The organism is Alkalicoccus saliphilus, assembly GCF_003044065.1.
Classification (GTDB): Bacteria; Bacillota; Bacilli; order Bacillales; family Salisediminibacteriaceae; genus Alkalicoccus; species Alkalicoccus saliphilus.
The window spans coordinates 1-12,210 of record NZ_PZJJ01000031.1; the positions used below are offsets into that span (position 1 = coordinate 1).

General features: G+C 43.9%; 14 protein-coding genes. 2 read left to right on the top strand and 12 right to left on the bottom strand.

The window, feature by feature from the left end; all coding sequences use genetic code 11:
* Window positions 1-156: 156 nt before the first annotated feature.
* The 4 genes from C6Y45_RS17670 to C6Y45_RS14255 form a co-directional block, all read right to left on the bottom strand.
* Window positions 157-318: a hypothetical protein gene (locus C6Y45_RS17670; RefSeq protein WP_160058408.1), complete on the bottom strand. Its 162-nt coding sequence runs from the start codon at window positions 316-318 to the stop codon at window positions 157-159.
* A 175-nt stretch (window positions 319-493) separates the two neighbouring features.
* Entirely contained in the window at window positions 494-964 is a 471-nt protein-coding gene (locus C6Y45_RS14245; protein ID WP_107585903.1) for a DinB family protein, read from the bottom strand.
* 32 nt (window positions 965-996) lie between these two features.
* Window positions 997-2,244: an aminopeptidase gene (locus C6Y45_RS14250; RefSeq protein WP_107585904.1), complete on the bottom strand. Its 1,248-nt coding sequence runs from the start codon at window positions 2,242-2,244 to the stop codon at window positions 997-999.
* A gap of 140 nt (window positions 2,245-2,384) precedes the next feature.
* Window positions 2,385-2,894 (bottom strand): GNAT family N-acetyltransferase, encoded by a 510-nt coding sequence (locus C6Y45_RS14255; protein ID WP_170098748.1) that lies wholly within the window; start codon window positions 2,892-2,894, stop codon window positions 2,385-2,387.
* Between the two features lie 477 nt (window positions 2,895-3,371).
* On the opposite strand from C6Y45_RS14255, the gene C6Y45_RS14260 reads away from it, so the two are divergent.
* Together C6Y45_RS14260 and C6Y45_RS14265 are read left to right on the top strand one after the other, a co-directional pair.
* The gene (locus C6Y45_RS14260) at window positions 3,372-3,857 is read left to right on the top strand and encodes an ArsR/SmtB family transcription factor (RefSeq protein ID WP_107585906.1); all 486 of its coding nucleotides are present in this window, start codon (window positions 3,372-3,374) and stop codon (window positions 3,855-3,857) included.
* A gap of 10 nt (window positions 3,858-3,867) precedes the next feature.
* On the top strand, window positions 3,868-5,142 hold the full coding sequence (locus tag C6Y45_RS14265; protein WP_107585907.1) for an MFS transporter: 1,275 nt from the start codon (window positions 3,868-3,870) through the stop codon (window positions 5,140-5,142).
* 29 nt (window positions 5,143-5,171) lie between these two features.
* On the opposite strand, the gene C6Y45_RS14270 is transcribed toward C6Y45_RS14265, so the two are convergent.
* The 8 genes from C6Y45_RS14270 to C6Y45_RS14300 all read right to left on the bottom strand — a co-directional run bounded on the left by C6Y45_RS14270 (window position 5,172) and on the right by C6Y45_RS14300 (window position 11,831).
* Window positions 5,172-5,663, bottom strand: a complete 492-nt coding sequence (locus tag C6Y45_RS14270) for a DUF3830 family protein (protein WP_107585908.1) — start codon at window positions 5,661-5,663, stop codon at window positions 5,172-5,174.
* A gap of 678 nt (window positions 5,664-6,341) precedes the next feature.
* On the bottom strand, window positions 6,342-8,144 hold the full coding sequence (locus tag C6Y45_RS14275) for a serine hydrolase domain-containing protein (RefSeq protein ID WP_160058410.1): 1,803 nt from the start codon (window positions 8,142-8,144) through the stop codon (window positions 6,342-6,344).
* A gap of 121 nt (window positions 8,145-8,265) precedes the next feature.
* A complete protein-coding gene (locus C6Y45_RS14280) occupies window positions 8,266-8,694 on the bottom strand; it encodes a hypothetical protein (RefSeq protein WP_107585910.1) in 429 nt (142 codons plus the stop codon).
* Window positions 8,695-8,787: 93 nt separating this feature from the next.
* Window positions 8,788-8,943, bottom strand: coding sequence for a hypothetical protein (locus C6Y45_RS17675; RefSeq protein WP_160058412.1), 156 nt, complete (start codon window positions 8,941-8,943; stop codon window positions 8,788-8,790).
* A gap of 52 nt (window positions 8,944-8,995) precedes the next feature.
* On the bottom strand, window positions 8,996-9,340 hold the full coding sequence (locus C6Y45_RS17995) for a hypothetical protein (RefSeq protein ID WP_245922671.1): 345 nt from the start codon (window positions 9,338-9,340) through the stop codon (window positions 8,996-8,998).
* A complete protein-coding gene (locus C6Y45_RS14290; protein WP_107585911.1) occupies window positions 9,337-9,819 on the bottom strand; it encodes a hypothetical protein in 483 nt (160 codons plus the stop codon). The genes C6Y45_RS17995 and C6Y45_RS14290 overlap by 4 nt, the downstream gene beginning before the upstream one ends.
* A 68-nt stretch (window positions 9,820-9,887) precedes the next feature.
* Entirely contained in the window at window positions 9,888-11,135 is a 1,248-nt protein-coding gene (locus C6Y45_RS14295) for an MFS transporter (RefSeq protein WP_107585912.1), read from the bottom strand.
* 435 nt (window positions 11,136-11,570) lie between these two features.
* On the bottom strand, window positions 11,571-11,831 hold the full coding sequence (locus C6Y45_RS14300; RefSeq protein WP_107585913.1) for a metal-sensing transcriptional repressor: 261 nt from the start codon (window positions 11,829-11,831) through the stop codon (window positions 11,571-11,573).
* Between the last annotated feature and the right edge of the window lie 379 nt (window positions 11,832-12,210).

Genomic DNA, 12,210 nt, shown 5'->3' on the forward strand with positions numbered 1-12,210 from the left:
GGCACAGGCGTAGTGATGCCGCTTGGCAATATCAATACCGATAACCAGTGTGTGTTCCTGGACTTGATTGATTCGATCATTTCGATTACGATTCATAGAGGATCCTCCTTATGATGGTTTTTGGTTTCGCAACTGCATCATATCGGAGGATCTTTTTTATGTCCAGAGGGGCCAGACGAACCTGACAGGAATGCTCCGAGGCGAGATAGGACGAGCAGAAGATCCATTTCTTCCGAGCAGTGGGAGGAAGAAATTAGCTGAAGCCGGCCCGCCCGGAAAGCGTCCTGTGGAGGCGAAAGCAGGGAAATGTTCACGCATGTATAAAAAAACACTTTATAAACAGCCTGCACCTAAGGAACTACAACAGTTCCTTAGGTTTTTTTTCGAAAGAAAATTGAACATTTCGAACGCTTAATTTTGCAGCAACGCAGCCCGGTTATTGCTTCTCTGATCGATAATAATAAAATATGATTATTAATTTCTTGAACGACCATTATTCAAATAACAACACGTGAGGGTCCTTTTGATAACAATGGACCAGCATAGCGTGCAGTTGACCTCGATGGTGATACACGTGAGCTGAAACCTCTAATAACCATTCATACCGGGAATATGAAATACCCCAAAAAGAAGTAACTTTTTGTTGAAGTTCTACCTCCGAATAGCTTCGATAGGTTTCCTCCAGTAATTCAAAATTCGTTCGTATACCTGCTTTGATTTCATGTAAGTCTTTGTAAGCCAAACTCGAATAAAAATCACTCATTTCTTCTTGTGTCGCTCCGCTAGCAATCAAAAGATCGGCTTTACATATTTTAGCAATGTGCTCTAATAATTCGCCGATGGAATATTTATCAGGAGTTGGCCTTTTCAGTAAATCGCTCTCCTCTAATTGGTTTATCATTTCAACGGTTGTTGTTAACGCTACGCTTATTTGATTCAAGGCACTTTCGCAGTATGTATTCATTGTTTCACCACTCTTTCTTTTTTTTTATCAATTTATTGGAACTCCCCATCCTTCATCAGCAGGACTTCCGTTTCACCCTCTTTAATACCCACTACTTGCATATCTTCGGTACCAAAGGTCACATTGACTGACAAAAGTGAAGTATTCAGACCTGCTGCCTTCAACTCTTCCTCAGAGTGGTCAATGCCATTTTGAATATTGGAAGGAGAGGCATTTCCGGTTCCAATATGACAGGAAGTATTTTCATCAAACAAAGTATTGTAAAAAAGAGTATCTGCCTGCGCAAGAGGAGATTGATTAGAGACCAAGGCAATTTCCCCTAGATAATGGGAACCTTCGTCTGTTTCGATGAGATTTTGTAACACTTCCTGGCCCTTTGCGGCATAATAGTCGGTAATCCGTCCACCTTTAAAAATGAGATAAAATTCATCGATGACACTTCCCCCATAAATAAGAGGTTTAGTACCTGCCAATTTGCCATTCACCTTATTTTTATGGGGAGCAGTAAATATTTCTTCCGTAGGAATGTTCGGAAAGAAAGGTATTCCATTTTTATCTGTGACACCCCCACCGATATAGAGATGATTTTCAGGTAAACCAACTAATAAATCAGTTCCATGGCTATTTGTAAAATGGAGGGCTTCAAATTGGCTTTCGTTTAGGATCTTTTTTCGAGTCTCGAAGGCTCTATTGTGCCTCTGCCAGTCCTTTATCGGATATTTCCCATCTGCCCGAGAACCTTTTAAAATTAATTTCCATAATGATTGTAAAGCTTCTTCTTCATTCAGGTCGGGAAATACTTTAGTTGCCCATGCAGCGTTTGGGGCAGTTAGAAGAGCCCAGCGTACCTCGTGGGATCTAATTTTCGTATAATAATCGCTCAGTTTGGTACGAGAAGCTTTTTGGTAACGATTGATCTTTTCAGTAGAAACCTCCTTAAAGACATCTAAGTTTTCAGAAATAATATGGATGTAAGCAGCCCCTTCATTTTCCCACTCCTTAAAACGGGCAGCCTGCCAATCAGGAAAATAATCGATAACACTATCTGCTGCATTTAAGTAAAATTCTTTGGTAGACTGTTCATCTGTCCAATCTATAAATACATGTGAAGCTCCCGCCTCGTAGGCTGCTGTTTGGATGAAACGTGCAAACGCAGCATGTTGTATATCACTATGAATAATCAATAATTGATCTTTTTGCAGATTTACACCAGCTCGTACAGCAAGTTCTGCATACTTTTTTAACTGTGCTTCACTTGCAAATTCATATATTCCTTTCATCTTTTAATATCTCCCCTGTGATGATCTTGAATAACTTCAATACAGAACCCTGGTCTACTTAAATTAGCCTCCTCTTTAGCGCTATAACAATAGACGCTGAGTTTTTCACCACCGCTTCCCGTTTGCTCAAGATAAAGGACTTACATCGTCCACTTATAATAAACAAATTTTAAACTATTACCATTCATTTCAAATTCTTCGTCACTTGTTGATATATGATTAAATCCATTTTTTGTCAATACTTTTTGAGAAGGTATGTTGTTAGTCGTTGTCTTAGCTAAAATCTGTTTAATCTCTTGCTTGTTAAGATTGCTTAATAACAGCTTCAATGCTTTATTGGCAATGCCTTTTCCAGTATATGTTTCTCCTACTCTATAACCGATATAACCCAGATTGCGTGATTTATCGATATCTACTAAGTTCATTCGTCCAAGGATTAAACCATCTTGATTTTTAATGAGATAATAATAGGATTGTCCTTTTATTTGCTCTTCCAGTAAGGCTTCATGCCTTATTTTAAAAACTTCCAAGTGATAATAATCTTCCCCGCGACTTGGGACCATTTCTTCAAAATAACTTCTGTTTTCAAGTTCAAATTCATATAACTTTATTGCATCATGTTGTTGTAATTCCTCCAATGTAATGTCCATTATATCTCCCTCACAATTTTAGTAATTTAACTTTAATCGTTCTCAGGAAAACCTCTACTATACCTGAAGAACAGCCATCTTTTAATTCATCCTAACATTTTTTTCCTTTTAATTGGATAAGAAAACAGCATTCCCTGTTGAAGAACTGCTTCCGTTTGTTTAATAACAGTCATTAGATTTCAAATAATAAACCAGTAATATATACCACCTGCAATTGTGAATAAAAGGAGACAGCCAATATTTTCGTGAAAATGTTGACTGTACACCTTTTATAATTTTTTATGCGTGATGTGTATCCTCGGTTACCTCCGGTGGCTGGATATTTATATATAACTATCAACGAATCCCCCCTTTCTCTTTTCCGACACTAATTTAAAATTTTATCTTTTTCCCATTTCTCTCTCTTTTTATGTTAATCTAATTTTACAGATCGTCATTCTAAAAAAATAGATCGCAAATATAGTATAGGAGGTTTCCATGAATAACAATACAAACTTTTCCATCAATCAAGCGAAATTGTTAAGTAGTGCTCTCCGCATGAAAATCATCAGTGAACTGGTACATCAGCCGAAGACCGCAAAACAAGTCGCCGATTCTCTCGGTCATTCTGCTGGGAATGTGCACTATCATATCAAGAAATTGTATGATGGCGGGCTCCTTGAGCTCGTTGAGGAAAGGCAGGTTCGTGGTTTGACGGAAAAGTATTATCAATCAAAATCAACATGGTTTAACACTGACGCGGACGGTGTCATAGATCCTGTCCTAAGTGACGCTTTTGAAGGAAAGGAATCTACATCGTTAAGCATACGTCTCCAGTTATCTCCGGATCAAAAAGAAGAAATGGAGAAGGGTTTCAGAGACTTTCTTGAAGAATGGGTGAAAAAAAGCGATGTGGAGGAAGCCAGTCAAGAATACAGCGTCGGGGTAAAAATCGTTTCTACAGATCCTAAAAATGAATCCTAGGAGATGAAAAATGAATATCTTCTTAAACAGAAACTTCACGGTTATGTTTTTGGGAAGAATTATGACAAACATCGGAGACAGCCTGTATACTGTGGCTGCCATGTGGCTTGTTTATGAGTTGGGAGGATCCACTTTTTATACGGGGTTAGCGGGATTCTTAACGATATTTCCCAGGTTTATTCAATTCTTATCCGGTCCGCTCATTGATCAGGTTTCTATCCGAAAGCTCTTAATCGTTACGCAGGTGACCCAGGCCGTACTTCTTTTGCTCATTCCTTTCGCAGCTTATACCGGCTTCTTAACCGTAGGTATGGTATTAATTATATCTCCTGTGCTTGCGACCTTGAATCTACTGGTGTATCCTGCTCAGATCGCCGCGTTGCCAACGGTTGTTGTAAACAAAGACTTACCCCAAGCAAACTCCCTGTTTGCTGTCGCTTATCAGGGAATCGAAATTGTATGTAATACCGTTGCCGGGATATTAATTGTTTCTATTGGGGCAATTTCCATATATCTGCTCGACGCAGGAATGTTTATGATCGGGGCGATCCTCTTTTCACTCATCCGGCTCCCTAAACAGGTGAAAAGCCAGCCAAAGGAAGACACTTCTGTCCAAGCCGTGCTGGTCACTTATAAAAAAGAGCTAAAAGAAGGGCTGCAAATCTTACTCGGAAACAAGTTCTCCCGATTACTGCTGGGAGTGATTATCATTAATTTTGTCGGAGGAGCTACCTTTGTGGTTCTGCCTGCCTTTAGTGAGGAGAGAGGCGGCGCAGAAATTTTCGGTTTCCTTCTGATGGCGCAGGCAACGGGAAGTTTAGCTGGCGCTTTGCTCGCCCCGTATTTAAAATTAGAAAGTTTCGGGATAGGAAAGGTGTATGCAATCGCGTTTTTACTGAGCGGATTGTTATGGAGCCTTTCCGTATTTACCCCTTGGACCTGGCTGATGATTGTCATTTACGCCTTCGCCTGGTTTCCCGGCGGAGTCACGAACATTCTTATTAATACCTCCATTCAAAAAGGCATTCCTAAACACCTTTTAGGAAGAGTCTTTTCTGCCTCATTTAGCATCAGCGGAATGGCTATGCCACTCGGTTCCTTCATCGGGGGCAGCCTTGGAGTGCTGCTTGGAAGTACGTTTGTTATTTTCCTAAGTGGTCTGACTGTTTTAGCGGTCGGTGTGTTCTGGATGTTTGATAAAACGACAAGAAGTCTGCCTAACCAAAATGCCATCAACGAAGAGACATTTATCAAATCAGAAGCGCCTCTTCTGGCAAATGAATAAGCTTTCACATCATCCCTGCGCTGCTTGTATTACTCATGCCGCTCATAAATTAACTGTTCACCTTTAGCTCCCGAAAACCATACGTCGTTGCATGCTTCCGCCATCGCTGGAAGATTTTCTTCAATCACTGCGAATACATTTCCCGGGACCCATCCGAAGTCCCCATTAAGCAGCAGATTGTTTCTTCCATAAAAAACAGCCAGATCCACCACCCCCGGCAGATGAGAAATATTTTTCTCTTCTTTGAAAGCTTTATCCAGTTGACCGGATTGAAAATAAAAATAACAAACGTCTCCGGGAATTGGAGTTACTGTAGAGTTTTCCAATCCGATCTCTTCTTCAGGGAAAGGAGGCACCATATTATAAATTTCGTTATGCGCGTATTTCGCATGATACACCTGCCCGCTCTGAGGAAGAGCTTCCCAGACGGCTTTACACGTTTTTGGCGCCTCTTCTTCCAAAAGTCTTGCAATACAGGAAACACCCCGCTGTGCTAAACTGATTTTGATGTATTTTGTCATACACCCCACCCTTTGATTTGTATTTTAAGATTTCATAATCGCATGTATATAATGAACAGAAAATCACCTGCATTCATGAACGACGTGAAGTCAGTTTTATTTTGCAGCAGACTCATATAGAAACATTTTGCATTTAAAAGAAAAGGATGTTATTCAAATGAGAACATTAATTGTATTTATTTCGGTTCTTGCCGTTGCGATAATCGGTCATATAATTCTCGCTATTATGGGAGTTAATAACGACTATGTTCTAAATATTTTTAGAATAGTGATGGTCATGGTTTTCCTTATACTTGCAAGACCATCTTACTTAACACCAGGAAAGTCAAAATAGAGAATAGCATAAGGGGTTTCTGTTCGCCAGAACCCACTCTTCGCTTCTAAAACTGGGCAAATCCCTGATGGAAGCATACATACATAAGACACTGTCCTGGTTATTAATATACCTCACTCACGTTCCCATTAATCCTTCTTAAAGGGGCTCTCCCATAAAGGATGGAGCACGGCTTCGCACAGACCAACCCCTGTCAAATAACCTGACAGGGGTTTCAGGCTGTTTATAAAGTGTTTTTTATACATGCGTAGACATCTCTTTGCTTTCGCTTCCACAGAACGCTTTCCACTCGTGCTTTTCAGGCTGTCTCTATAAACCTTTTGAGACGGCCGCTAAAAAATCTCTCACACATGAAATGGGGTCATCTGCCAGTAAAGCGCGAATGCGGCAAATAAAACGACGGCTGTTTGTATCAGGATAAAGCCGAAGGTGCTTTTACCGAAGTCCGCCCTCCGCCAGAAGAGTGCATAAATGAGTGCCAGAAGTAGCGGCACAAGCGGGACAGCGAGCATGAATGTTCCGGCGGTCACAGAGCCGTAGACGAGCAGCTGCACGGCTGCTGTTAACACCCCCGCGGAAAGCAGAAGTGTAAAAACGGTAAAAAATGCGAGAATGCGGTGGCTTTTATTCGGCACTTTCCGTCGGCGGATAATCCGGTACAGGCCGCGTACCGGAATGACGAGCAGAAAGAAGACCGATACTGCCCCGATAAAACCGAGCACGACATACGAAATGGTACGCTCTCCGACCGCCGGTACTTTTTCAAATACCATCATCGGATGCACCGAACTGACAAACCGTTCCCCCTCCAGCAAAGCGAGTTTCTCGTAACCTTCCTCCTCCTGAAAAACGAGCGGAGTCATTGTTTCTTCCATCGCGGTCCAGCCGCCGGAAAAACGTAGGTCTTCGACTAAAAGTGATCCGTCGCTCTCCGCTTCTACGGAAATGGTGGGGTTAAAGACCTGCATGACACTGAGCGGGCCGTACTCATTTGTACGGTTCATCGTATAGGAGCCTGTATAGGAATCAAGCTCAGACTGGTCTGTCGGATTATCTGCTGTTTCCAGCTGCTCCACTCCGGGGGCAAGTATTTCCGCGAGTCCGTCCAGAAAGTCCGGAATGACTCGCTGTGAATCCAGTCCGTTCACGCCGTTTGTGGAAATGAAAATCCCAAGATCCAGTTCCGGGACGAGGATCATCGACGACAGAAAAGCGTCGATCGCCCCGTCATGCCGCACGGCATCCACTCCGCCGAACTGCGATTCATAATGGCCGAAGTTCATGCCGGCCACATCCTCGTGCATATGAAACTGCGGTTCATGCATGAGCGTATAGCTGTTCTCTGATGCGAGCGCAGGATCTCTTTCCAGGTGGGCGGTCATATAACGGGCCATATCGTCTGCGGAGGTTGTGATCGACCCGGCCGGTACCATATGAAAATAGGAGTACGGGAACACTTCCCCACCGACGTAGCTTGCAGAAACCCAGGACGGATCTTCGTGCTGCTCAAAAGACGAATTTTCCATCCCGAGCGGTTCAAAGATGTTTTCGTTCACGTATTCCGGAAACGGCACGCCGGATGCATCTTCCACAAGCTGACCCGCGATCGTCAGGCCGACGTTGCTGTACTCTACTTCTGTTCCTGGCTCCCGTTTTAACCGGGGCGTCCGCTCTTCGAGAAAGCGGGTATACGACACATTTTCCAAAGAATCCGTATAAAATTCGATCACTGTTTCATCAAATCCGGCTGTATGTGTCAGCAGGTCGGGGATAGTGACCGTTTCCTCCGGTTCGTTGGCAAGCGTGATAGAGAGCATGTCCGTGATCGGCGCTTCAAGAGAAAGCGCTCCGTCCTCCACGAGCTGCAGCACAGCGGCAGCGGTCATGCTTTTTCCGACCGATCCTGCGCGGAAGAGCGTATCGCCCTCTGCTTCTGTCTGGTTTTGTACGTTGGCGAAGCCATAACCTTCCGACAGCACCACTTCGCCATCCTGTACGATACTGACGGAAGCTCCGTGAAAGCTGCCTTCCTGAATCTGTTCTTCTATATAGCTTTCCGTGTACGTACGCACTTCCTGCTCCTGCGCCTGCACCGGCACCGCTGTAAACAGGAGCACCACTACCATCGCCACCCATCCCGTTTTCATCCTCATCGCCTCCTGCGAATTCTATACTAAGAGTTACGGATGATACGTGATAGTCGTTTCAAAATACTGGAAATATTTTTCGTGATGCTTAAAAAGGATGCAGTAATACCGGTTGCACACGTCACTCCTCCACTTCGACTAAAAACGTATAGTGAGCGCTGTTATGGCTGTCCGGCCAGTCGGCAAAAACGTCCATCGGGTAAGTTCCCGGTTCCTCCGGCAGTATGAGACGGCCGTCTTCTATGTCGAGACGGTCTGCAGGTCCGTCTTCATCCCATGTATCGGCCTGTACCGCAGGAGAAGAGTTATCGGCAAAGGTGAGTTCCGCTGCCTCTCCGGGAGCGGCGGTAATGGTTTCTACGTCCATTTGATGAATCGTTTCGTTCGGCAGGCTTCCGGACTGTTCGGTCCCGCCGCCCCACCACGACCAGGAATAGGACCCAAGAATGCCGGAAGCACTGCTCTCCTCTGTTTCCATCGTCAGTTCCGGCGGTTCATCCTGGCAGGCGGCAAGCAGGAAAATCGGCAGAAGCAGAAAAACATATCTCATCAGGCAGCTCCCCTTTTTCATGTGATATTTTAAAGCTTTATCAGTTCTCAACAAAAGCGGGTCTCCGGGCTGTGAAAGAATACTGTCAGCTTGTCAGTCGTTATCCAGATCCTTCGGTTTCTCTTCCTGTATATCCAGCTTCTTTTTTATCGCTTCTAAATCTCTCAGCATTGTCTGCGTATTCAGCCAGGCTGCGATAGCAGCAAATACAGCGAGAACGACTAAAGCTGAAAGGATCAGGTTAAACATAGAATGACCCTCCTCTCTGCTTGCTATTCATCATTTTTGAAAAACGGCGGCATTAATCCTGCGTTAAAAGAAAACTTTCCGAATCATCTTCCCACTCGATTGTCACATCGATTTCTTCGTCGTGCTGCTCTACGTTGTTTCCCCTGTTTGTAAGTTCCGCATAGCCATTTTCACTTAACGTCCTTCCGGTCACGGCAGACGAATCAATATAGTAATCGATTGTTTCAGGCACAGGTTCTTCCCCGGTATATTGAATCGTATAGTCAGCTGTTTTTTCATTCGCTGTATACGTTACTTCCCAAAAATCTCCCTCCCCGGAAAAATGGGTTGTCGATTGCATCGAACAGGCACTTAAAAAAATAAGACCTGCTGCCATCGTATACGGAAAATAATTCATAGTATCTCTCCTTTTTCGTGGTAAAAATTTTTCAATAAGCCGGTGTTATTATAGCTGTCCACCGGTTCCAGCGTAAGATTTTCCTGAAACGTTTCTCCTTCTTCTTCCCACTTGACCTCGACATCCAGGGCATAGCCTGCGTCATACATCATGACGAAGCCGTACTGGCCGCCGCTGTCAAAACTCATCTGGATTTCAGAACTGTCCAGCTCCTCTATTTCTGTCGTGCTCGCGTATTGGTGCTCCCACCGAGAATCTGCCACGACTTCCACCGCCTCTATACGCTGATAATTGTCTGTGTAAGTCAGCGTCAACTCGACTTGTTCACTAATCGGTTCCGCTGCCGGCAGTTCTTCCACCATCATTTCGGCTTCCCAGAATGCCGAAGATCCTTCATATTCATAAGCGGTTAACTGTTCGTTGGAACAAGCAGCTGTGAGCCCGATAAAACAACCTATGACAAAGCCCCATTTCAACAAGTTCATTCCCCCCTGACGAAAAATATCCCTGTCCTTATACGCATTTTGTAAGCCACGTGCTTCAAAAGCTACAGCACCGCTTTTTCCTGTTCATTCATCGTTTCTTCTGCAAACAAGGCAGCCTTACCTTTTCTGAATAGGAGAAAAGGAAAAACAAGGCTCGCAGACAGCATGAGAAGAGACAAAACAACGATCGTCAGCCGCAGATTTACGAGGTCGGCGATAATTCCAATAAATAGAACAAAAGCAATCTGCAGAGCACTCTGCATGAGTTGAATGATACTTGTTACCCGTCCCATTAAAGCAACCGGGACATTGTTTTGATAAAATGTCGTCATTCCTGCATTTAAAAAGACGAGGAAAAACCCGAGCACCAGAAACCCCGTCATTATCGAATAAAACGACCAGGAAAAAGCGTATATGACGTAGCCGGCAGAAGTTAGAAACAAACCGGTGGTCATCATCTGTCTTAATGGAAATTTTGCTGAAAATATACTAAGGAGCAGTCCGCCTGCCACAGAGCCGATACCGGTAATACTGATAAGGTAGCTGTATTCCGCCTCAGAAAGGCCGATCACCTCCTGTGTAAACACGACTTCCTGCGCGTCCATTGCAAACGTAAACACCATAATAACGATAAATCCGAAATACACACCGATCACATAGCGGTGATGCTGCATGAATTTCATCACGACTGAGAAGTCATTTTTCACTTGATTTATCGTTAAGTCCGGTATATTTTCCTTCACGATCTTTTCCTGGGCCGGGAGCAGCTTTATGAAATATGCGGCGAGAAGAAAAAAGGAAGCATTCAGCCAGAGTGTCGTCTGAATAGAGGTAACCAGGAGAAGCGTCCCTCCAACTGCCGGACCGAGAATAAAGGCTCCGGAAAACGTGACCGAACGAACAGCGTTAAAACGTTTCCGATTTTCTTTTGGAATGAGCATCGTACTGTACGTCATGGAGGCCGGACCGAAAAAAGCTTTTGCTGTACTGAGAAAAATGAGGATGAAATAAATCACGACGACGTTCGGTGCGAAAGGAAGCAGGGCAATACCGATCGCCCGTATCACATATGTACCGATCATCACTTTTCGTTTGCTCCGGTGATCAATAAAACTTCCCGTCCAGAATTTTGTCAGGATATTCACCGCCGGACCGATAATCCATAAAGCCGCCACGGCTGCTGCGGACCCTGTCATTTGAAAAACGAGAATATTAATAACGACGAGATAAATAAAATCACCAATACCTGCCAATCCGGTAGACGTCAGAAGTATGCCGGGATTTCTCCACGCTTTTATATTTCCACTCATGCCGTATGCTCCTTTCCGTGAGAAGAAGGCTTCGTACGCGATGCTTCGATACCCTAAGCGTAGCATACATGCTGTTTTAGTTGGAAACGAATTCCTTTTTTCAATGGTGTCGCCGCGGAGAAGGGTTTCTTGATCAGTCCACTCTCTATAATGATTAATTCGCTCTTTTGGCCGGCTTATAATGATTAATACTGATTTATAATGATTAATAACCGGCATAATGACAATAAAACCGGCTTTACTGATTAAATGACCCCCGATAAAGACTAATAAGCCTTTCATAAAGATTAAACAGAGCCACTGCCCGTGATCCACGCAAAAAAAGCTCGCCCCAATAATAGGGCCAGCCTTATCCACACACCACCGATCAGTTTTCACGAAAAAACCGGCTGAAATGCAGGGATTCACTCGGATTGTTTTGCACTGGTGAAGTTTTTACCGGCTTTTTACGAACATGTTGATGGCTTCTTTTATCGTTTCTTCTGAGCCTTCTCCCCGTTCCACATGCTGTCTGACGCAATGCTCAAGATTGGCGCTCACTACCACCACGATAGCTTTATCCAGTGCATTTCTGGCCGCTGCCATTTGAAGAACCACTTCCCGGCAGTCTCTGCCTTCCTCCACCATACGCGAAATTGCCTGCATCTGGCCGTCAATCCGTTTGATCCGGTTTATCATCCCTACAGTGTATTCCATTTTTATCAACTTCTCTCCCTTTGTTTTACAGCCCCGACTGCTGCTTTATTCACGTTCTGTAAATGACTGAGTATCGGGAGAAGTCCGCATTTCCCGCCCCTTCATAAGCAATTGTACTTCAGCTGTTATTATAGACCCCAGTCTTTCCCTCTTTCCAAAAGTACAGGTTCCAGTCGGGGTTTTCTTGATATGCCTGCATGCTATTCTGCGGACTTTTACATTTTCTTCCTGTGGCATAAACGATAAGCGCCCCACAGTAACTTTTTCTTCTTTCTTAAATTGTTTACTCGAGGCAGATCTTTAAGGAGACATATCGTTTCAATGAGCAGGTGCGACTTTCCCATTTCATAACTGAACCGGCACGATCATTCAAAAAAGA